This window comes from Apibacter sp. B3919 (assembly GCF_026537405.1).
In the GTDB taxonomy this organism is placed as follows: Bacteria; Bacteroidota; Bacteroidia; order Flavobacteriales; family Weeksellaceae; genus Apibacter.
On record NZ_JAFNMG010000007.1, the window covers coordinates 2,115 to 24,402 of the forward strand.

The following is a 22,288-nucleotide window of genomic DNA, read 5'->3' on the forward strand; positions in this document are numbered from 1 at the left end:
ATTCACTAAATAAATTGGACTTATCACAAAATGTGAATTTAGTAAGTTTGAATTGTTCATATAATCAATTTACCACTTTAGATGTATCTAAGTATATTAATTTAAAATTTTTAGATTGTAGCCAGAATTCACTAAATAAATTGGACTTATCACAAAATGTGAATTTAGTAAGTTTGAATTGTTCATATAATCAATTTACCACTTTAGATGTATCAAAAAATGTGGAATTAGTAAATTTGTGTGGTTCTAATAATCAACTTATCACTTTAGATTTATCACAAAATGTGGAATTAGAAGAATTATACTGTGATAATAATCAATTAACATCATTGGATTTATCAAATAATTTTAAATTAAAAGAATTAAATTGTTCTAAAAATAAATTAAATACTTTAGATGTATCGAATAATAAACTTGAATATTTATTCTGTTATAAAAATGAACTAATAACTTTAAATGTTTCCAATGCTATTAATTTAAAAAATTTAAATTGTTCTGAAAATAAACTAACTAATTTAGATGTATCAAATAGTACAGAGCTAAAAGAATTAGATTGCAGTTTAAATAAGCTTACTTCTTTAAATACATCTAAAAATAGTAAATTAAGTATACTCACTTGTAACTATAATCAATTAGGCTCATTAGACTTAACGGCTAATAAATTATTTGTATTAATTGCAAATAATAATCAATTTAAAATTTCAACTCTTAAAGGTGATTTCGCTAAAATAGAATTTATCGGATTTACTCCTCAATCAACTCTACAAGGAGGTACAAAGGGTTACTTAGACATATTGGATCTTTCTTCTGAATATAATTTCCGAGGAAAGAAAACAACCTATGTTTGGTATGATAAAGCCACCCAAAAAGAGGTAAAAGTGAATGGAAGTAGAGGTAAGTTTTACGCAAGTCGAAAAAATGCAGGAAAAACATTAATTTGTGAAATGAAAAATGATTTAATTACCAATTTAACTTTAAAGTACGAAGTAACCATAGCCAATTCAGCAAGATTTGTTGAAAATAATACGAATGCGTTTGCTATTGAAGAAATTAAATCAGAAAATCCTTCTGTGAATTGGGTAGAGTCAATTAAACTATATCCTAATCCGGTTACTGATATTGTAAATATCACTTCACCTTTTAAAACTTTATCGGTTGATGTATATAATTATTCCGGAAAATTAGTAAAAACTTTTCCATCTCTTAAAAACAACGAAATAAATGTGCAAGACCTGGCTCCGGGAATATACATAGTAACACTTACAACCGATCAAGGTATAGTAACTAAGAAAATCATAAAAAAATAATTTAAAAAATGTAAAAAAACCTGCATCAAGTGCAGGTTTTTATATTTTGAAATATTATTTAAAACTATATAATAGATAACTTATACTACTGTTTAAAATCCTTTTTACTCAATGAATAAATTTAGAATTTACCGTTTTTATTTTTATGTTCAGCATTTGCAGGTATGGTTTCCACAATATCCCAATGTTCAGCAATTTTGCCATTTTCAATTCTGAATAAATCATAGAATGAAGTGGGTTTATTGGCCATAACGCCTTCAGAAACTACTAATACAAAATTTCCTTCTCCTAGAATTTTATGAATTTGAGTATATTTGAAAGTAAGTCCCATTTTATTCAATTTCTCTAAGCCGGCTTTTAATCCGTCTAACCCGTCACCAATGAGTGGGTGGTGTTGAATGTAATTATTTCCGTTAAAATAATTTTCCAAGTTGGAAGGATTTTTACCCATCAATACATCCGTTACAAAACCTTCGGCTACTGCTTTGTTTGCTTTCAATCCGGCCTCATCGGTTTCTTTGATAGTAGTATCACCATCTATCAATGTATGTCCGCTTGGATTTTTCGGTTTTTCAGCTTGTAAATTGTCCCAATGTTCTACAATTAATCCGTTTTCAAAACGGAAAATATCAAATCCAACGGTTGGAGTTTTATACCCATATTCCGTTTGGGCAACAACATAATCCCCGTCACTCAACATACGTACAATGTTAACACTCGGTTTAGAGGCTGATAAACTTTTCACAAGGGTCTTAAACCCTTCAACACCGTCAGCCGCTTCCAAATTGTGTTGAATATACTTATTTGGGTTAATGTATTTTAACGGTGCTTCATTTCCTGTACTAAATGAAGAAAGTAACTCCCTAACTTTTTCTTTATTAGAGGGTTCTTCGTTTTCCGCGGTAGAATCTTCCACCTTTTCAGTGTTCGTTTGATCCGTAGCTTCAACAGGTTCTTTTTTAGTTTGGTTACAAGAAACTGCCAACAAAGCTATTCCGACTACCGCTGCTAGATAACTTATTTTTTTCATATTATTAAAAATTTATTATTTATTATTCATCAATTCACTTATAGGTATTTTTAATTTATTATGTTTATAAAAACAGGCGTATTCAGTGTTTTTCAACTGTTGTAAGAATTTTATTCGTGTAAAGGTAAGTGTGGATTTTATGAGTGTAATGATAAAAAGTATGCCAAAGCTGATAAATTTAGGACAGGTGTTGCTTTTTAAAATCGATAGGGCTAATACCTACCCACTTTCTAAAAAATTTGCTGAAATTGGTGGGTTCGTCAAATCCCAGTTCAAATGAAATTTCCTTTATATTGAGTTCACTGTAAACCAAAAGTCTTTTTGCTTCTAATAAAATTCGTTCATCAATATATTCTTTGGGACTTTTACCGACAATGTTTTTAAGAGCTTTTGATAAAACTTTGGGCGATATACCCAAACTGGAGATATAATCGTTTACTTTTCGCAGGATCTTGTAATTTTTTTCTACTGCGAGTGAAAACTCTAAAGTAACAGAATAACACGAAGAAGAAAGAATATTTAACGAATGACTAGTAATTTTTTTTGAATAAATAAGAAAACTACTCAGTAAATGATGTAAAATATCGGGAATATAAGAATCTTCTTCAGGAGAATAGATTTTTTTCATCAATTCCCAAATTGAATCTAAATATTCATGCGTTGCAATGGGAATATTTTTGGTAAAAGGGTTGAAAAGCTCTGATTGTTTAATCAAACGTCTTTCGTATTCATTGCGAATATAAAAATCATCGGTAAACAAAATAATTTCACCCGTATAGGTAGATTCCACATCAAAAGATAAAACTTGATCTTTACCGATAAATAAAATTTGTCCTTCCTTGACTTCAATCGGACTAAAATCTACTTTTTGAATTGTTTTACCGCTTGTAATCCGTATAATTTGATAAAAATTTGTTCTATGCGGCTTACTGGTTATAGAACATGCCCTTTGATTCATCTGAGTCAGATTTTTTATTTCAAAACCAAAAGGTAAAAGTTCATTAAAGGTATAAGATATCAAAAGAAAATTTTATACAAAGATAAAAAAATCAAAGTCATATAAACAACGCATTATTTTATACACATTTTTATGATACTGTTTATGCTTTTGCATAAAAAATATCTATGTTTCGAAATACTAATTGATTATTTTTTATAATTTAAAAATCGTTTACGTAGCCATTCTCGAATCGGCATATCATAAAATTTCATGGACAAATAAGCAACAATGATGGAAATTAAAACCACCAGCAATCCATATTGCCATGATTGCTCCAAGGAAAGTTGATGATTGGCAATATAAGCCATATAAATATTAATAAATGGAAAATGGGTAATATAAATAGGGTAGGAGATGTCTCCCAGAAATTTACATACTGTCATGGCTCTCGGATTTTTTATTTTTCCTCCTGCGCCCAACCATATAATCAAAGGAAAGAAAATCATTAAACATATGCATTCATACCAGCGATTCCATAAGTTATTTTCACCTCCTAAATGAGGTACGGATAGAAGTATGATCAACAAAAGAGAAGTTATCAAAAAAGCATGATTAATAAAACGAAGTTTTCCAATCCTGGCTAACAATAATCCGGCTAAAAAAGGAAAAGCTAAACGGGTAAAACCGATTCTTAACTGAATAGGGTCATCAATAGACCATCCCCCGATGATGTCACCTATAGGATTTGTAAACGCATATTGAATCGTAACTCCGGCAGCAACAAGTACCAAAATAAAAAGCATTAATTTGCTGATTCTTCGTAAAATAAGGGCATAAATGATATTGGCTATATATTCAAGAAATAGAGACCAGGCAGGACCGTTCAGAGGATACATTTCATTCCAACCGCGAATGTCTAAGCCTTTTCCGACAGGAATTAAAAACATGCCGATAATCATCAATAGAACTAATTTCAAAAGAGAAACATCAGAAGTAGCTTTCCATCCCAATGAAGGAGCATCCTGGAAATAATATAATAAAGCCCCTAAAAGCATCCCGGCAATAATCATAGGATGAAGTCGAATGATACGGCGTTTAAAAAAATCTTTTAAAGTCATGCTTCCCCACCGATCATCGTATGCATATCCCAAGACAAATCCGGATAACATAAAGAAAAAATCTACAGCCAAGTATCCATGATTTATAATTTGTAAGCTGTGATCACCGCCCGTATAAATTTCAAGAACATGGAATAAAACCACCATAATAGCAGCAACTCCTCGTAAACCGTCAAGAATTACATAATGTGGCTTGGAAGCTTTTAAATCCGTTATATTTTTCATCATTGGAAGATATTGATTTCTTATTTGAATAACAAAAGTAAACTAATGATTAGTTGAACTATTGAAATATATTCTATTATTATTGTCTTATATTTGTATACAAATAATGCGTAATATTAGTAAGTGTATAAAAACATCAAATACATTCACTTGCCAACATTTGAAAATCAATCTTTTCGATTTGATCATGTAAAAATATATTGGAATGAACAGGTAACTTTCCATGAACAAAAAACATGGGAATTATCCTACATAATAACCGGCAGTGGAACCAGAAAAATGGGGGATCGGCTCGAACCCTTTCAATGCAACGAAATCGTTCTTATCCCCCCTCATATCCCTCATTGTTGGCTTTTTGAAGAATCCGATTATGATGCAGAAGGTAAGATAGAGAACATTACCCTTACATTTTCTGATCGATTTCTTGATAATTGTAAATTAACTTTTAACGAATTGCACCCATACATCCAAAAAATACAAAATTATAAACAAGCAATATCATTTATAGGAGCTCATCTGGCGAAACTTCAAAAAATTTTGAAACAGATGATTGATCAATCGGAGATTGAAAGGATTTCATCTTTCATTCAAATATTAACACTACTAGGTAATTCCGATCATAGAATATTAGCAGGTAACCGAATAGAGGAAGATAAACAAATCCTCCGGTTGCAAAAAATACAACTCTATATAATGAACAATTATCAAAATACCATTACTTTAGAGGAAATGTCCCAATTAGTGAATATGAATAAATCGTCATTTTGTATTTTCTTTAAAAAGATGATGGGTAAATCTTTGATGACTTACTTAAATGAATTTAGGGTAGAATCTTCCTGTCAAATGATTCAAAAAACCAATATGACCATTGCAGAAGTATGTTATTATTCAGGTTTCAAGGATGTGCCTTATTACAATAGAATTTTTAAGAAAATTAAAAATTGCACACCCAATGAATATCGAAAAAGATTTTTTCAAACGGGAAGATAAGTAACTATCGAAAAATTAGACTAAAAAAAAATTGCTTATCTAAATGTGGAAAAATTTAAAATTACCTTAGAGGTGAAATACTAATATTAGTATATTTGCAAAGCTAAAAATAAACAACTTTTAAACTCACGTGGTGGAATTGGTAGACACGCCATCTTGAGGGGGTGGTGTCCATAGGATGTGCCGGTTCGAATCCGGTCGTGAGTACTTTTCTTCTAAGTAATAAAATAAATTTTACCTCCTTTTTACAACAAATAGCTTAATAACTCTATTTTTAAAATCCCCATCCATAGCATAGTTACAACAATTGTAAACAAATATTAAATTTTATTATAAATTTACGTGAATAAAAATTTGACTTGAAAATGAACGAGGCCCAACTTTGGAGTAAAATTGAACAATTTTTCAAAGAGAAGTTTGCACATGAGGATATTCCCGATTTAAATACGATGATATTTTTAATTGGTTTGCAAGAATTAGGATTAGGATATAAAAAGTACAAAAAAGACGAAAAAATGAACCTGATACATATAGCCGTATGCAGGTTATTGGAACCTTTCGGATATTATAAACTCGATGGATATGATAAAGACAACTGGCCGCATTATAAATTAATTGAAAAGCTGCCCGATTTAAAGCCCAATGAGCAAACTTTGCTTATGAAAAAAGCGATCATCCAATATTTCATGGATGAACAATTACTGGATATTTAAAATAAAAAAAGACAAACTTTCGTCTGTCTTTCTATTCAAAATTATATAAAGTATAAAATATATTAATTAGTTGGATTCAGCTTTTGCATCACGAATCATTTTTTCGTTTGCTGTAATAGAAAATTCAACTCTTCTATTTAAAGCTCTACCGGCTTCAGTGCTGTTATCTCCAATTGGATCCGCTTTACCAAAACCTTTAATAGTAAATCGGCTGGAGCTGATACCGTTACTGGATAAATAATTAGCAACACTTTTTGCTCTGTTTTCAGATAAATTTAAATTATATTGATCTGCACCTTTTGCGTCAGTATATCCGAAAATACCAATATTAGTATCCGGGTATTGTTTAAAAACAGATACTATTTTATCTAAATTTTGTTGAGCAGTTGGAGTTAAAGTAGCTTTATCAAAATCAAAACGAATAGCATTTTCATTAAGTACAACTTTAATTCCTTCCCCTACACGTTCAACGGAAGCACCCGGTACACTTTCTTGTATTTGACGTGCTTGTTGATCCATTTTGTGTCCAATTAAACCTCCGGTGGTTCCACCTACGGCAGCACCGATAACGGCTCCTAAAGCAGCATTGTTTTTATTTCCTACATTATTTCCAATTACAGCACCTAAAACACCTCCTGCAACAGCTCCTAAACCGGCACCTTTTTGGGTGTCGTTGGTGTTACAAGACATTAGAATGCTAACAGATAATAAGATTAAAGTTAATCTTGTAAATATTGATTTCATAATTATAATTATATAGTGTATTTCAAGTTATTATTTTAATTTAACGGATGATAATTTACTGAAATGATAAGTAATAGTAACACCGCTGATAACCTGACTTAATTTAAATTCATTTTCAGAAAGAATTTCATATAAATACGTAGTTCCTGTAGTTACTTTTCTTGCTTTATCACCTTCATTAAGCAATTTTAATACAAGCATATTTTGTTTGTCGATATACCAAGTAAAGTTTTGAGTTAAAGCCGGGCAAGTATTGCCTCCCTGCAACGTAAAATTACCTCTGTTATTATTAGCTATAAAATACCATACACTGTTTTTTAAACACTGAGCATCATATTCATCAAAAGCTTTAACTTTTACCATGTTTTCAGAATATGAAACGCGGTCAAGATTCCATGTACCTCTTACATCTCTTTGAGAAGATCTGTCCAGAGCAACAGAATTTGAAGAAGAGCAAGAATAAAAAATAAACATGCTCAAAATTCCTAAAATCATTAATTTTTTCATAAAAGAAATTTATTTTAATTTATAATTATCATTTAAAAAACGTAGTTAAATCAAACGATTAAAACGTTAGCTTTCCGCTTTCAGAACCTTTTTTACACACTAAAGATTTCTTTTGTCCATTAACGATAAAATTTATAAAATTCTGCTGATCAGGAAATTTATCCAATAACAAAGAATTCTTTATAGTGATTGATGAAACCGAATTGATACCCGAAACCTCATAATAAATCCAAACTACATTTCCATCCGGATTTTTAGAAGAAAAAGTAAAATTTACGGGAGTATCATCTATACTTATTTTAACGTTATTTTGAAGATATTTATTAAGTGCAATATCAAAATCGTTGGAATTTACTTTTTTACCAATGGTTTGTTCAATATGTTCAAGGTTAACTTTTGAAGAAACTTTTAATGTTTTGCTGCTGGAAACATATTCCACTTTAGTTATCGAAGTAAAAAAATCCGAAGAATAAAAATTATAGAAACCTAAACATATAAAAGATAAAACAAAAAAAAGAATAAACTTTTTCATTATAGGTTGAATTATATTATCACTCATTCTGCAACTGCAAACAAATTTAATGCCAAATAGTTTTAAAAATTTTGTTTAATACTGTATTTATTGTAAAAAGCATGGATGTGTCCTACAGCTTCATCAGCAGTATCAACAAGTCGGAACAAACTAAAATCAATTTCCTTAATATAATTATCTTCAAGCATAGACTTTCGCATCCATTCCAATAATCCGGTCCAATAGTCCGTACCCACCAATACAATCGGGAACTTACTAGTTTTTTTTGTTTGAATTAAAGTTAACGCTTCAAACAGCTCATCCATGGTACCCAAACCGCCGGGCATAACAATAAAACCTTGCGAATATTTTAGAAACATAACTTTCCTGACAAAAAAATAATTGAAATTCATACTTAATTTATGATCAACATACGGATTACTTCCTGTTTCAAAAGGTAATTCTATATTTAAACCAATTGATTTTCCTCCCGCAGCCTGTGCTCCTTTATTTCCCGCTTCCATAATTCCGGGTCCTCCTCCCGTAATAATACCAAAACCTATTTTAGTAAGCTTATAAGAAATTTCTTCCGTTAATTGGTAATATTTATTTTCAGGATTAGTTCGAGCAGAACCGAATATGGATACACAAGGGCCTATTTTAGTCATTGTTTCAAAACCGTTGGTAAACTCAGCCATAAGTTTAAAAAGCATCCAACTGTCCCGCGTTTTTATTTCATTCCAATTTTTTTGATTAAAATTCTGAGCTATAAACTCTTTATTTTCTGAATTATGCATTTTTTAATATTTAAATTACATGTACAGCAAAATTACTGTTTATTACGATTTCTGCGTCATAAAATTGTTAATCATTTTATTAAAATTTTACTATTTTCACGAGGAAGTATCATTTTTTTTAGCAAAATATTTGAGATTTTTTAAAATAAGAAAATAATATATCAATTTCTTGAAAAAAAAGGGTTGAAAATAAAAAAGGAAACTTAGGGTATGTAACCGTATATTATGCTATTTTTGTACGTATAATTAAGATAAAATTTGAGTATGGAAAACAACAGATACGAATTAAATAAAAATTTAGCGCAAATGTTGAAAGGAGGAGTCATTATGGATGTTTCCACTCCGGAACAAGCAGAAATAGCTGAAGCAGCAGGAGCTGTTGCAGTAATGGCCTTGGAGAGGATTCCAGCTGATATACGCGCTGTAGGAGGTGTTTCGCGGATGAGTGATCCCAAAATGATTAAAGGAATACAATCGGCAGTAAGTATACCGGTTATGGCTAAAATCAGAATCGGACATTTTGTAGAAGCACAAATACTGGAAGCCTTAGAAATCGATTATATTGATGAAAGCGAAGTTTTAACACCCGCCGATGATACCTATCATGTAAATAAAACCAAATTTAAAGTTCCTTTTGTATGCGGGGCTAAGAATTTAGGTGAAGCCCTGCGAAGAATCCAAGAAGGGGCATCCATGATTCGCTCCAAAGGTGAACCGGGAACCGGTGATGTAGTTCAAGCCGTAAGACATTTACGCGCAATGAATGAAGCCATACGTAAGATACAAGGTATGCAGGAAGATGAGCTTTTCAACGAGGCAAAGGAGCTTCGAGTACCTTATGAATTAGTAAAATATGTACACGAAAACGGAAAATTACCGGTAGTTAATTTTGCGGCCGGAGGTGTGGCAACTCCTGCCGATGCGGCATTAATGATGCAATTGGGAGCAGAAGGAGTTTTTGTAGGGTCAGGTATTTTCAAATCCGGTGATCCGATAAAGAGAGCTCAGGCCATTGTTAAAGCAGTTACTAATTTTAACGATCCTACTATTTTATTGGAAGTATCTGAAGACTTAGGAGAAGCGATGGTTGGAATAAATGAAGCCGAAATTGAATTACTAATGGCAGAAAGAGGAAAATAATTTTTTTATAAAAAAACAAACGAATATAAGGTCATTTGGAGAGTGTAAACTCTCCAAATGACTTTTTTAATTCTAAATATAGAGTAATATGAAAATAGGGGTATTAGCAGTACAAGGAGCATTTATAGAGCATATTCGAAAACTACAAGAATTGAAGGTAGAAACCTTTGAAATAAGACAAAAAAAAGACATGGATCAATCTATGGATGGATTAATCATTCCGGGAGGGGAGAGTACCGCCATAGGTAAACTTTTGCGAGATTTAGACTTACTCGAGATAATCAGAAACAAAATACAAACAGGATTACCGGTATTCGGGACGTGTGCCGGATTAATTTTAATGGCTAAACGGGTAGAAGAAGGTACGGTACATCTGGGAGTTATGGATATTACCGCAAAAAGAAATGCATATGGTCGGCAGTTAGGCAGCTTTTCAATTGAAGAAAATTTTGAAGGAATCGGCTCTATTCCCATGACATTTATACGAGCTCCCTATATAACAGAAGTAGTAGAAAATGTTAAAATTTTATCCCGTGTGAACGGTCACATAGTTGCAGCTCAAGAAAAAAACATGCTAGTTACATCTTTTCATCCGGAATTAACGGATTCTGTTAAAGTTCATCACTATTTTATAGAAGAATTATGTAACAAGAAATGATAAATAAATCTTATGGCTAAAGATTGATCAATAATCCTAAGAATTAAATTAAGATAACTAATAACTAATACATAAGAAAATTCTTATCTTGTCTGTCTTAAAATGAATATCCAACTATGGACACTTCGAAAACGATAAATTATTCAGGAATTTTTCTAACCTATTATGCCAATAACAATACCAGTTGTGTACATTCCGCTCAAGACCACTGTTTGATCTATATATATTCAGGGAAATTAATCATTGAAGAAAAAGGAAAAAAAGAAAAAGTATTAAAAGCAGGAACTTGTGCATTTGTACGGAGAAATCATAATATAAAAATGACTAAATTTTATTCCGGCGATCAGCAATATAAAGGAATAACCATGACGTTGAAACGTTCATTTTTAAGAGATTTTTATTATACAAAGGTAAGTAAAGAGAAACCTGAAGAGGTTAGACTTCCCAAAGAAAATGTTTTTACTTTACCTTTACGTCCTGAAATTGTAAGTCTTTTTCAATCCTTAAATCCCTATTTCGACACAACGCTACAACCTTCTGATGAAATCATTAAATTAAAAGAACAAGAAGCCGTACTAGCATTGTTAAACATCAATAAGAATTTTTATTCGATACTTTTCGATTTTACAGAACCTTGGAAAATCGACATTCTTGATTTTCTCAATGAAAATTATATGTATGACCTTTCCATGAATGAAATAGCTGCTTATACCGGAAGAAGTTTAGCAACTTTCAAACGAGACTTTGCAAAAATCAGCGATATACCTCCCCAAAAATGGTTAATACGTAAACGACTCGAAGTTGCCTTTGAAATGCTGAAAGACAGAAAAAAGTGGAAAGTAAAAGATGTTTGTTGGGAAGTAGGTTTTAAAAACATATCTCATTTTTATACAGCTTTTAAAAAATTATACGGATTTTCTCCTTCGGAAGAACTGTGACCGTTCCTCAGAACAAAAAAAATTGATCTTCCCGACAAAAGCCCAATATTGAACTGGCATTAACTTTGTTTATAAATGACTATAAACTTAAAAAATCTTAATTTAAAAAGTTATGAAAGAAAAAGTAATAGTTGTGATGGGGGCTTCCAGTGGAATTGGTGAAGCTACCGTAAGGAAAATTGCCGAAAGGGGAGCTAAATTGGTTATTTCTGCCAGAAGAGAAGAAAAATTAAAAGCAATTAAAGATTCTCTTCCAAATGCTCAAATTGAGTATAAAGTAGCCGATGTTGCCAAATTCGAAGAAGTGAAAGCGGTAGTAGATTTAGCTATAAGCAAGTTTGGAAAAATAGATGTTATCTACAATAATGCCGGAACCATGCCTTCATCCTATCTTATAGATTGTAAACTTCAAGATTGGCATGATATGCTTCATGTAAATGTATTGGGCGTTTTACATGGAATAGCCGCGGTTCTTCCTCATTTTGTAAAACAAAAATCCGGTCATATCATCACTACCGATTCCGTTGCAGGACATTATGTATATCCGGGGTCTGTAGTATATTGTGCTACTAAATCAGCCATCCGTGCTGTAATGGAAGGGCTACGTCAAGAGCAGAGAGAAAATAACATAAAATCTTCCATGGTTTCTCCGGGTGCTGTTCGTACAGATCTGTACAAAACAATGAAAGATGAAAAATTATTAGAAGATCAACGTAAAATGCAGGATACAGAGGGTTATGGTTTGAATCCGGAAGATATAGCAGAAGCAGTAGTTTATGCGATAAACACTCCACAACATGTATCTGTAAGTGAAGTTATAGTTCGTCCTACTAAGCAATCTCTCTAATTTATTGTAATAAAAAATTTCAGAGAAAATATAAAAATTTAATTTTTTAAACTATTTATCCGACAAAAGATTCTAGTTTATTGCAAATTTTATAAAATTTAAATAAAAATTATTTTTTAGTTAATCATTTGTCGGATAATTAGTTCTATATAAAAGAATTATAGTAGTTCATTATCCAAATTAATACCTACTAATTTCTACACGGTGTATGAAGTACGAGCATGTTTGATTTTCAGCGAATAAGCCAATAAATTAATATTTAAACAAAATAACTAGTTAACAAATGAATAATTCAGAAATACCTAAAATCAGTGAATTTCCAATTGGAAATGAAAATAAAGAATTTCAACAATATTTTTCCGGAAAATCATGGCTGCAACCTCTTACCAACCATAAGGAATTAAATGTTCCCTTATTCAACGTTACATTTGAACCCGGTTGTAGAAACAATTGGCATACGCATTCCGGAGGCCAAATACTAATTGCTGTAGGTGGTGTTGGATTATATCAGGAAGAAGGCAAAAAAGCCATACGAATGAAACCGGGAGATGTTATTGAAATAGACTCTAATGTTAAGCATTGGCACGGTGCAGCACCTGATGATTGGTTTTCTCATTTAGCTATTACCTGTAATCCTCAAACCAATAAAAATACTTGGTTGGAGCCGGTATCAGACGAAGAATATCATACGGCCTCAGAACAAGCAATTAATCTGAAATAAATAACAACTTTATATATAAATAAAAAATCATATTCAAATGGATTATATTAAATTAAACAACGGAAATGATATGCCAATCTTAGGGTTTGGAGTTTATCAAATACCCCCTCAAGATTGCGAACGAGTGGTTTCAGAAGCCATAGAGGTGGGGTATCGCTCCATAGATACTGCACAAGCCTATTATAATGAAGAAGAAGTGGGTAAGGCGGTAAAATCCAGTAATATAGATCGCTCTAAATTTTTCATAACCACAAAAATTTGGGTTTCAAATGCAGGATATGAAAGAGCTAAAAAATCATTTGAAGAATCATTGAAAAAATTGCAAACCGAATACGTGGACCTTTTGTTAATACATCAACCTTTTGGAGACTATTACGGAACGTATCGAGCCCTGGAAGAAATGTACAAATCAGGAAAAGCAAAAGCTATCGGGGTGAGTAATTTTTATCCGGATAGATTGGTAGACCTTTGCGAACATGTAGAAATAAAACCGGCAGTAAATCAGGTTGAAACCCATATTTTCAATCAACAGAAAATAGCTAAAGAAGTAATGAAAGAATACGGCACTCAAATTGAATCCTGGGGTCCGTTCGCAGAAGGAAAAAATAATTTCTTTACGAATGAAACTTTAGTTTCAATCAGTAAAAAATACAATAAAACACCCGCACAAATTGCACTCAGATTTTTAATACAGCAACAGGTAATTGTAATTCCAAAGTCTACACATAAAGAACGCATGATTGAAAATTTTAATGTTTTTGATTTTAAACTTTCAGAGGAAGATATCCATTCGTTAGAATCGTTAGATCAAGAAAAATCCTTGTTCTTTTCACATAACGACCATGAAACCGTACGATTTATTTTAGATTTTAAAATGAAACATCATCTATCCTAAGATGTTAAGGCAATTGATAAGTAAAAATCAATCATATGAATAGAACAGAGATTTGTAAAGATAACTTTAAAAAGCTGTTTAAAGGAAATGCCTTAAATGGCGAAGGCAATGATCCCGAAATGATGGAAATTCTTCAAAAATTCATTTTTGGTCAAGTTTTTACGGTTGGAAAATTAAGTATAAAAACCCGAGAATTGATAACTTGTGTAGTTCTTGCATCGTTGCAGCAATTGCCTCAATTAAAATCTCATGTACATGCCGCATTGAACGTTCAGGTAACTCCGATAGAATTAAGAGAAGCTATTTATCAATGTGCTCCGATTATTGGTTTTCCAAAAACTCTAAATGCTATTGCTAGTATGAATGAAGCTTTTACCGAAAATAATATCTCTCTCCCTTTAGAAAAACAAAGTGCCGTACAAGAGGAAACCAGATTCGAAGAAGGACAAAAAATTCAGATTTCTCTATATGGAAATCATATGAAAGAGTTAATGTCTGCTTTGCCGGATGGTATGGGTGAAGAGGTTGCCAAATTTCTTACTGAAGTTTATTTTGGAGATTTTTATACAAGAAAAGGACTTGACCTTGCCATACGTGAGTTATTAAGTTATTGCGTGTTAGTTTCACTGGGAGCGGAAGATCAACTTACTTCTCATTACTTTGCAAATCTTAAACAAGGCAATAATAAAGAACTGATTGTAGCAGCTATCATTCAGACATTGCCTTATATTGGATTTCCGCTTGCAATTAATGCATTGAAAATCATCAGGGATTTGCCTGAGAAATGGCAATAATATCTTTTTTTAAAGATCTTTAAAAGCTTATTAAAAACGATTAAATAAAATTGAAATTCCGGCATTTTTGCTTACATCTTAGAAAGGTTATAGTCAATCAATAGTAATTAATAGTTAAAATGCCGAATAATGTTCAATAAAGATAAATTAAGTTGCATGATGAATCTATTAATATAATCGCCTGTTTTCTCACCTGTTTTTTCATAAAAAATTATTTCCGATTTTTTTAGATAATTAGTCTTTGATTTACAAATAATGGTCGATTCTATCATTAAAATATACTACATTTGTTAAGTAAATATGATAAAGAATACAAGTACAGCTAAGTTTTTTTAACTAAAAGCTTATAAATAATTGTAGTTGTTCCATCATTTGATTTTCCAATAGGAAACTATAAAAAAATAGATTGTTGAAATTAAACAACAACGATGTTTCAATTTTTACTATTGTAAATTAATATAACGGATTCTTACCTATCATCTGATGAATTGATTTAATAAGTTATCCGTAAATAATGTTGGAAAAAAGAAATAGATAATTTAATACTAAGATATTATGCTAAAAGCAGGTTTAGTCGGAGCCGGACATTTAGGAAAAATACATTTAAAATTATTACAACAATCTGAAAAATATAATCTAATTGGTTTTTACGATAGTGATGAAGAAAACGGGAAAAAATTAGAGAAAGAATTTGGATATAAATTTTTTACAAATTTTGATGAATTATTACATCAGATTGATTTATTGGATATAGTAACGCCCACTTTTGCACATTTTGAATATGCTAAAAAAGCCATACAAGCAGGTAAGCATTTTTTTATTGAAAAGCCTATCGCGGGTACATTACAAGAAGCAGATGAAATAATTCGGTTAGCCCAAGAACATAACGTGCAGGGGCAAGTTGGACACGTGGAACGTTTTAATCCTGCTTTCACAGCGGCTAAACCCTATATAGTAAATCCCATGTTTTTGGAGATACATCGCTTGGCAGAGTTCAATCCGAGGGGTACAGATGTTCCGGTAGTATTAGACTTAATGATCCATGACTTAGATATTGTTTTATCCATAGTTGAATCAAAAGTAAAAGAGATTCATGCCAGTGGAGTAGCCGTTGTCAGCAATACACCGGATATTGCCAATGCTCGGATTGAATTTGAAAATGGATGTGTAGCCAATGTTACAACCAGCAGAATTTCCATGAAAAATATGAGGAAAAGTAGGTTTTTCCAGAAAGATGCCTACATTTCAATAGATTTTTTAGAGAAAAAATCCGAAATTATAAGAATCAAGGAAATACCGGAAAAAATACAACCTTTTGATATGATTATTGAAAATGCTGAAGGCGAAAAAAAACAAATTATATTTCAATATCCTGAAATTGAAAGCAATAATTCTATTTTGGATGAATTAGAATCTTTAGCCGATTCCATTGAAAATAAACAGCCGATCAAGGTAACTTTAATGCAAGGTAGAGAGGCTTTACGAGTAGCTTTGGAAGTGATGAGACAAATAGAAGGTAAAAAATAGAATTAGAATTAATTTGAATGAAAAATTTTGGGCATGGAAAAAGCAGAATTAAATTTTTTTTACACGATTATTCTATATGCCAAAATTAATAGGTTATGAGTAATGAAACCATAGACCAAGAAGAGGATGAAGTTTTAAAAGAGGATGCTCCGGATAACTATCTGGCATTTGCTATTATTTGTACTGTAGCTTGTTTTGCTCCCGTAGGTATATTTGCCTTATTTTATTCTTTGCGGGTTAATCAATATTGGGAACAAAAAATGTATGATAAAGCAAGACGATCATCCATCATTACACGCATTCTTTGTATTTGGACAATTATTGCAGGTATAGTCTTTTGGCTCGGTATCTTATCGGGGGCTATTTATAATATCTTTGGACAAAAATTCCAACAATGACATAAGCTAACTGTGAAATGCATGATTTTTGATTGATTATTCATTTTATTGTTAAAATCAGTATGAATACCACGTATATTAATTTAAAAAATTTATTATGGAAAGCTGCTTTCCTTTTTATAATAAGTTTGAGTTTTACAGCTTGTGGAGATAAAGCAAGCTTATCAGAAGATGTCGCTTTAAATTCAATTGAAGCCTATTTAAAATCCAATCCCATTTATGAAACAGTGGAGATAAACATAGGGGAAGTAAAATTTAGTCTTAAAAAAGATAAAAACGACCTCAAGGCCTATAAAGAGTTAGAAGAAAAAGGATATGTAAACCTGAGTTTGGTTAAACAAAAAAAGAAATTCCTCAGTAAAGACAGTGTCTTTACCTATGAAGTGAAGCTTACCGAAAAAGCTCGTCCTTTTGTGCTAAAACAAAAAAAAGAAACAGTTGAAGTAAAGTCTTTGGAATATCAATTAGGAGACAAAGAACAAGCTCGAATTGAATTGACCGGTAAAAAAACAGCTAAAGCTATAATTACCCTTAAAAAGGTAGCAAATGACTTTTCCATATTGGGATATGATAAAAATCCTCATACCGATTTTATAGTAAAAACGTTTAATTTAAATTATAAAAAAGATAAAGGTTGGATAGTTACTAAAAGTAAATAACTTATATTTTCCTTTGGTAAGTTACAAAGCGGAAATCATACAGGTGTTTATCATCTTTTGGATGAAATTCATCAAAAGTTTTATTCCATTCTGAAAAGTCGATTTCAGGAAAATAAGTATCGGCCTTATCTATTTGTGTATGTACTAACGTAAGTTCTAACGTATCGGCATATTTTAAAGCTTGTGAATAGATCGTTCCACCTCCAATAATATACGGATTGGAATCTTTACTAAGTGCAGCTTCAATGGCTTCAGGTAAAGAAGAAAACAAATATACGTTGTCCGGAACCTGGTAATCTGCTTTAGAAGATATTACCATATTTTGACGATTGGGAAGAGGCCGTCCTAACGATTCAAAAGTCTTCCTACCCATAAGGATCACATGATTTTGTGTGAGTGATTTAAATCTTTTTAAATCCAAGGGAAGATGCCAAAGTAATTGATTGTTATTTCCTATCGCGTTATTTTCATCTAGAGCTGCAATAATTGTCATGTAAATGGATGTTAAATGAAATTTAAATATATAAAAAAAAGAGTAAAGGTGAAATCTTTACTCTTTTTTCATGCAACTTTAAAATGGTTGTTTATTTCATTTTATTCAATCCGTTGGTAATATAGTTTACTTGATCTTTAAGACTTTTATTAAGAGGTGATGCATTCGAAGCCTGTTGTTTCATTTGTAAAGAACCTTGCATAATTTGAAGCATCACTTCACCAAAGCTGTATTTTTTAGCTTGCGGGTAAATTTTTAAAATAGAATCAACAACAGTTTGTGTTTCATTAGGATAATCTCCCATCATAATAGTTTGCAGACCTTCAAAATAAGTGTCTGCTTCATCTTGAGACTCAGCCGAAAGTAAAAGATTCAGGAAATTTTTTGAAATAACGGATAATTTAGAATTATCTTTTGTTACAATTGCTGTTTTGGCAATAGCTAGGGATAAATCACTACCTGGGTTTTTGTCATCTATTTTGGAAACCAACTCAGATGCCGCGTTTTTATCCACTTTTAAAACTCCAAGTATGGAGGCCGCTTTCACACCATAAGAGGGACTATTAAAAGATTTTATAAATAAGTCCTTATATTTTGAAGCATCAATTGATGCTAACTGTTTAATAGCTTTAGCCTGAACTAATGTCTTTGCGTCTGAAGTTGCAATTTTTTCCAGTACTGATGCCGACTTTTGCTTAACCGTTGGATTAGTTTCATCCAATTTTGAAATGGCAAATGTTCGCAATCCTTCAAATTTATCAGAAGAAGCCGCTTTCAATAATGTTTCCAACGCTTCAGCATTTGAAGTTTGAGCATCCGCTAATTTACTTACAGCTTCTTTTCTTGAACTGTATTCAGGAGCATATTTATATTGAACTATATATTGTTCAGTAGTTTTATCGTCATTTAACTCGCAGAGTAGAATTTTATCAGGATTTATATTTATCAATTGAGGTTTAGATTTATAAGGAAGCTCAAAAGAATTAGTTTCGGCAGCTTTAGCCCAAACATGATGCCTGGTAGGTTTTCCGTTTTCATAAACATCAATATCCAAAGGAAACTGAAATTTCGGTTCTTGACTTTGAGTTAAAGTTACAGTTACGGTTTTTTTAGCTTCATTGTACGCATAGGCTGCTTTTAACTTAGGATGTCCATTGCCAAAAAACCATTGGTTGAAAAACCAGTTGAGATCTTTTCCGCTAACTTCTTCCCATGCCAAACGGAGTTGGTGGGCCTCGGTTGCCTTGTATTCATTGGTTTTAAGATATAAGCTCATACCGGCAAAAAATGCATCATCGCCCAAATAATTTCTCAGCATATGTAAAATTAATCCTCCTTTGTTATAACTTACGGCATCCATCATATCTTCTCGATCTTTATATTTAAAGCGAATTAAATCCTTGTCAAAATTTTCACCACCATACATATATCCGTCTCTTTCATTATCCCTGTGTTCTTCCGCATAATCTTTTCCGTATTTATGTTCCAGCCATAAATATTCCGAATAATTCGCAAAGGATTCATTTACCGGAAGGTTAGACCAACTTTCTGTAGTAGCCAAATCTCCAAACCAATGATGAAATAATTCGTGGGCGATAACAGGTTCCCAGATGTTTTTATCTACAAGCTGTCCGGGTTTTTGTAAGGCACTTTCCTCATGAAGCGTACAAGTGGTATTTTCCATGGCACCGCTTATATAATCTCTTGCCACCATTTGACTGTATTTTTCCCACGGATATGGATATTGTAACAGGGTTGAAAAATATTCAAGCATCGAAGGAGTATCTCCAAAAATTTGCTTTGCATAGGGCTCATATTCCTTATCTACATAATAGTCTACCGGTATATTTTTCCATTTGTCTTTAACAATAGAAAATTCTCCAATACCCATAAAAAATAAATAAGGGGCATGTTTTTTATCAAATTTCCAATAATCGGTACGAGTACCGTCATTATTTTTGGTTTGATTTTTTAAAGTTCCATTGGATAAAGTCACGTATTTATCAGGAACCGTAATATATATTTCTTCTGAAGTTTTCTGATTGGGTTTATCTATAGTTGGAAACCAACAACTGTTGGATTCAGTTTCACCTTGTGTCCAAATTTGTGTGGGCTTGTCTTTGTTTTCTCCTCGCGGATTAATAAAATACAGACCTCTGGCATCTTGAATTGCTTCACTTCCTTTTTGTTTAATAGAACCGGGAATGGCTACGTATTTAATGTAAACCGTGTAATTTTCGTTTTTAGTGTAACTTTTGTCTAATTTTATTTTTAACTGATCGTTAGTATACGTATACTTTAATGCTTTAGTTCCATTTAAAGTTAGCGAGGAAATTTCCATACCTTTTGCATCTAAAGTCAAAGAGTCGGTAGGGTAGAAGTGAGGTTTTAAAGTTATCCAGGCTTCACCGAATAGCTTTTCGTTGGGAATGTCAAAACCTACTTTAAGCTTCGTATGAACTAAATCATTAACCATAGTAGCAGAAGGATGATACGTTGAATAATCCTGAGCTCTAGTATAACCAATGGTTAGAATGGAAATCAGAATAATAATACCTTTTTTCATTAAAATTTATTTAAATTAATTATATATTAAGAAAACATACAGTAAGAAAAATCTGAATTTTTATTCGAACCCTATGTTTCTATCCCATTAAAGGAATTTTATAAGTATGATAAAAAATACTATCGGCTAATTTAACTAATTATCTTAATAAGTTAAGTTAAGAAAGTATTAATACTTATCAATTAAGTACGTTGGCGAAATTTTATATGTTCTTAAAAAAAGTGAAGGTTGGAACTTTAAGATTTTCTACAATAACTACTATCCACTTGTTAATTTTTAAATAAAGATCCCTCATAATCTTACTTCTAAAAAATTAAAAAGTATGTGTAGAGGCTTGTTATAGTTGAAAAATAAGATAAAAAGACTAGATAAATTTAATTTTAGTAAAAAAAGTTTGTGAACAATCTTTAGTTAATTCAGCAATAATTTTGTTTTGACTGTAATTTAACTCATGTCGTAAAGCAGACGAGTCCAGTTGTATGTATAAAGTTTCATTGTCTATAAAAATTCGTTGAGTATGCTTAGCGATAGGGTTACCCATCATCGTTCTCCATTTTTCTTCCATTTCAAGAATAAGAAGTTTTTCTTCCATTCCTAATTTTTTTATGAGGTTTTTAATGGCAGAATTGCTCGTTTGCTCTTTTCTTCTAAGACTCATATATATAGGATTGTTGGTTAGAAAAATTACAGTTCAAAAATCAGATAATCCGAGCTGATTTGTCGGACTATTTTTTCCGTTCGGTCTTTATGCGTATCGGAAAGAAATATTTGTCCAAATTGTTCTTCATGAGCCAATTTTACCAATTGCGCCACTCGATGATCATCCAATTTATCGAATATGTCATCCATTAATAAAACCGGACTTTTAGACGAATATTCTTTGATAGTTTGTAATTGTGCTAATTTTAATGCAACTAAAAAAGATTTTTGTTGCCCTTGAGATCCAAATTTTTTTATAGGGTATTGAAATAATTTAAAAATGAGGTCATCTTTGTGTATCCCTCGAGTAGTATAAGCAGCAGCTCGATCTTTGTCTAAATTTTCTTTTAAGAGACTGCCTAATTCTTTTTGTTCTAAATCCGATGTATAGTCAATGGTTACATCCTCTTCACCTTGGGAAAGTGCAGAGTAAAAACTACAAAATTTAGGCACATAAGACGAGATAAATTCTTTTCTGATTTGATGTATTTTTGTTCCGTGTTCAATCAATTCGGAATCATACATTTCTAAGCTGATGGCATCAAAATAATTGTTTGCTGAAAATAATTTTAATAAAGCATTTCTTTGGGCTAGAGCTTTTTGATACCTAAGAATCAGATGGAGATAATCAGGGTTAATTTGACTGATCATTCCATCCATAAATTTTCGTCTAAACTCACTTCCTTCACTAATTAAGTTTCGATCATAGGGGGAAATCATCACACAAGGATATTTACCAATATGATCGGAAAGCTTTTCGTACGTCTTAGAATTCCTTTTAATAACTTTTTTTTGTCCCGCTTGAACTACAATCCTGATCGAATCTTCTGTTTTTTCATCCGAAAAATTGCCCTCCACCGAAAAAAAGTTTTCATGAAAACGTATATTGTTTTGATCTGAATAGTTTAAGTAACTTTTAGTCAATGAAAGATAATGAATAGCGTCTAATAAATTCGTTTTTCCAACTCCGTTATTTCCTACAAAACAATTTATTTTTTCGGAAAAAGTGAAATTTTTTTCAGAAAAGTTTTTAAAATTAAATAATCTAAGATTTTTTAGATACATGTATGG

The 22,288-nt window shown here is 31.6% G+C and carries 24 protein-coding genes and 1 tRNA gene; 14 read left to right on the top strand and 11 right to left on the bottom strand.

Features of this window, described 5'->3' with window-relative positions:
- The coding region (locus J3U20_RS09840) for a T9SS type A sorting domain-containing protein (RefSeq protein ID WP_267435373.1) at nucleotides 1-1,307 on the top strand (1,307 nt) is incomplete at its 5' end.
- 121 nt (nucleotides 1,308-1,428) lie between these two features.
- On the opposite strand, the gene J3U20_RS09845 is transcribed toward J3U20_RS09840, so the two are convergent.
- The 3 genes from J3U20_RS09845 to J3U20_RS09855 all read right to left on the bottom strand — a co-directional run bounded on the left by J3U20_RS09845 (nucleotide 1,429) and on the right by J3U20_RS09855 (nucleotide 4,620).
- Entirely contained in the window at nucleotides 1,429-2,337 is a 909-nt protein-coding gene (locus J3U20_RS09845) for a nuclear transport factor 2 family protein (RefSeq protein ID WP_185150281.1), read from the bottom strand.
- A 178-nt stretch (nucleotides 2,338-2,515) separates the two neighbouring features.
- On the bottom strand, nucleotides 2,516-3,358 hold the full coding sequence (locus J3U20_RS09850; RefSeq protein WP_160549998.1) for an AraC family transcriptional regulator: 843 nt from the start codon (nucleotides 3,356-3,358) through the stop codon (nucleotides 2,516-2,518).
- Between the two features lie 125 nt (nucleotides 3,359-3,483).
- Nucleotides 3,484-4,620, bottom strand: coding sequence for an acyltransferase family protein (locus J3U20_RS09855; RefSeq protein WP_160543337.1), 1,137 nt, complete (start codon nucleotides 4,618-4,620; stop codon nucleotides 3,484-3,486).
- Nucleotides 4,621-4,770: 150 nt separating this feature from the next.
- Here J3U20_RS09855 and J3U20_RS09860 point away from each other — a divergent pair, with 150 nt between their 5' ends.
- From J3U20_RS09860 to J3U20_RS09870, 3 genes are all read left to right on the top strand, one after another.
- Nucleotides 4,771-5,610, top strand: coding sequence for a helix-turn-helix domain-containing protein (locus J3U20_RS09860; RefSeq protein ID WP_160543338.1), 840 nt, complete (start codon nucleotides 4,771-4,773; stop codon nucleotides 5,608-5,610).
- A gap of 124 nt (nucleotides 5,611-5,734) precedes the next feature.
- Nucleotides 5,735-5,817, top strand: a tRNA-Leu gene (locus J3U20_RS09865).
- A gap of 158 nt (nucleotides 5,818-5,975) precedes the next feature.
- Nucleotides 5,976-6,323: a hypothetical protein gene (locus J3U20_RS09870; protein WP_160543339.1), complete on the top strand. Its 348-nt coding sequence runs from the start codon at nucleotides 5,976-5,978 to the stop codon at nucleotides 6,321-6,323.
- Nucleotides 6,324-6,389: 66 nt separating this feature from the next.
- On the opposite strand, the gene J3U20_RS09875 is transcribed toward J3U20_RS09870, so the two are convergent.
- The 4 genes from J3U20_RS09875 to J3U20_RS09890 all read right to left on the bottom strand — a co-directional run bounded on the left by J3U20_RS09875 (nucleotide 6,390) and on the right by J3U20_RS09890 (nucleotide 8,882).
- A complete protein-coding gene (locus J3U20_RS09875) occupies nucleotides 6,390-7,067 on the bottom strand; it encodes an OmpA family protein (RefSeq protein ID WP_105297898.1) in 678 nt (225 codons plus the stop codon).
- Nucleotides 7,068-7,097: 30 nt separating this feature from the next.
- Nucleotides 7,098-7,574, bottom strand: coding sequence for a lipocalin family protein (locus J3U20_RS09880; protein WP_160543340.1), 477 nt, complete (start codon nucleotides 7,572-7,574; stop codon nucleotides 7,098-7,100).
- Between the two features lie 58 nt (nucleotides 7,575-7,632).
- On the bottom strand, nucleotides 7,633-8,106 hold the full coding sequence (locus J3U20_RS09885; protein WP_146105600.1) for a DUF6702 family protein: 474 nt from the start codon (nucleotides 8,104-8,106) through the stop codon (nucleotides 7,633-7,635).
- A gap of 62 nt (nucleotides 8,107-8,168) precedes the next feature.
- A complete protein-coding gene (locus J3U20_RS09890; protein WP_160543341.1) occupies nucleotides 8,169-8,882 on the bottom strand; it encodes a TIGR00730 family Rossman fold protein in 714 nt (237 codons plus the stop codon).
- A gap of 264 nt (nucleotides 8,883-9,146) precedes the next feature.
- Here J3U20_RS09890 and pdxS point away from each other — a divergent pair, with 264 nt between their 5' ends.
- The 10 genes from pdxS to J3U20_RS09940 all read left to right on the top strand — a co-directional run bounded on the left by pdxS (nucleotide 9,147) and on the right by J3U20_RS09940 (nucleotide 17,459).
- Nucleotides 9,147-10,022 (top strand): pyridoxal 5'-phosphate synthase lyase subunit PdxS, encoded by an 876-nt coding sequence (pdxS, locus tag J3U20_RS09895; protein WP_160543342.1) that lies wholly within the window; start codon nucleotides 9,147-9,149, stop codon nucleotides 10,020-10,022.
- An 88-nt stretch (nucleotides 10,023-10,110) separates the two neighbouring features.
- Nucleotides 10,111-10,680, top strand: coding sequence for a pyridoxal 5'-phosphate synthase glutaminase subunit PdxT (gene pdxT / locus J3U20_RS09900; RefSeq protein ID WP_160543343.1), 570 nt, complete (start codon nucleotides 10,111-10,113; stop codon nucleotides 10,678-10,680).
- A 116-nt stretch (nucleotides 10,681-10,796) separates the two neighbouring features.
- A complete protein-coding gene (locus tag J3U20_RS09905) occupies nucleotides 10,797-11,618 on the top strand; it encodes a helix-turn-helix domain-containing protein (RefSeq protein WP_160543344.1) in 822 nt (273 codons plus the stop codon).
- A gap of 112 nt (nucleotides 11,619-11,730) precedes the next feature.
- Nucleotides 11,731-12,465 carry an SDR family oxidoreductase gene (locus J3U20_RS09910; RefSeq protein ID WP_160543345.1) on the top strand — a complete coding sequence of 245 codons (735 nt, stop codon included), beginning with the start codon at nucleotides 11,731-11,733 and terminating at the stop codon, nucleotides 12,463-12,465.
- Nucleotides 12,466-12,748: 283 nt separating this feature from the next.
- Nucleotides 12,749-13,186 (top strand): cupin domain-containing protein, encoded by a 438-nt coding sequence (locus J3U20_RS09915; protein ID WP_160543346.1) that lies wholly within the window; start codon nucleotides 12,749-12,751, stop codon nucleotides 13,184-13,186.
- A 37-nt stretch (nucleotides 13,187-13,223) separates the two neighbouring features.
- On the top strand, nucleotides 13,224-14,081 hold the full coding sequence (locus J3U20_RS09920) for an aldo/keto reductase (RefSeq protein WP_160543347.1): 858 nt from the start codon (nucleotides 13,224-13,226) through the stop codon (nucleotides 14,079-14,081).
- Between the two features lie 35 nt (nucleotides 14,082-14,116).
- Nucleotides 14,117-14,875: a carboxymuconolactone decarboxylase family protein gene (locus J3U20_RS09925; RefSeq protein ID WP_160543348.1), complete on the top strand. Its 759-nt coding sequence runs from the start codon at nucleotides 14,117-14,119 to the stop codon at nucleotides 14,873-14,875.
- Nucleotides 14,876-15,430: 555 nt separating this feature from the next.
- Nucleotides 15,431-16,402, top strand: a complete 972-nt coding sequence (locus tag J3U20_RS09930) for a Gfo/Idh/MocA family protein (RefSeq protein ID WP_160543349.1) — start codon at nucleotides 15,431-15,433, stop codon at nucleotides 16,400-16,402.
- Between the two features lie 95 nt (nucleotides 16,403-16,497).
- Nucleotides 16,498-16,800, top strand: coding sequence for a CD225/dispanin family protein (locus J3U20_RS09935; protein ID WP_160543350.1), 303 nt, complete (start codon nucleotides 16,498-16,500; stop codon nucleotides 16,798-16,800).
- Between the two features lie 62 nt (nucleotides 16,801-16,862).
- Nucleotides 16,863-17,459 carry a hypothetical protein gene (locus tag J3U20_RS09940; RefSeq protein WP_160543351.1) on the top strand — a complete coding sequence of 199 codons (597 nt, stop codon included), beginning with the start codon at nucleotides 16,863-16,865 and terminating at the stop codon, nucleotides 17,457-17,459.
- A 1-nt stretch (nucleotide 17,460) separates the two neighbouring features.
- Here the strand turns inward: J3U20_RS09940 and J3U20_RS09945 are convergent, their stop codons facing one another.
- From J3U20_RS09945 to recF, 4 genes are all read right to left on the bottom strand, one after another.
- Entirely contained in the window at nucleotides 17,461-17,952 is a 492-nt protein-coding gene (locus tag J3U20_RS09945; protein WP_160543352.1) for a dihydrofolate reductase, read from the bottom strand.
- A 91-nt stretch (nucleotides 17,953-18,043) separates the two neighbouring features.
- Nucleotides 18,044-20,518, bottom strand: a complete 2,475-nt coding sequence (locus J3U20_RS09950) for a M1 family metallopeptidase (RefSeq protein WP_160543353.1) — start codon at nucleotides 20,516-20,518, stop codon at nucleotides 18,044-18,046.
- Nucleotides 20,519-20,882: 364 nt separating this feature from the next.
- Nucleotides 20,883-21,176 carry a DUF721 domain-containing protein gene (locus tag J3U20_RS09955; protein WP_160543354.1) on the bottom strand — a complete coding sequence of 98 codons (294 nt, stop codon included), beginning with the start codon at nucleotides 21,174-21,176 and terminating at the stop codon, nucleotides 20,883-20,885.
- Between the two features lie 26 nt (nucleotides 21,177-21,202).
- Nucleotides 21,203-22,282 (bottom strand): DNA replication/repair protein RecF, encoded by a 1,080-nt coding sequence (gene recF / locus J3U20_RS09960; RefSeq protein WP_160543355.1) that lies wholly within the window; start codon nucleotides 22,280-22,282, stop codon nucleotides 21,203-21,205.
- Between the last annotated feature and the right edge of the window lie 6 nt (nucleotides 22,283-22,288).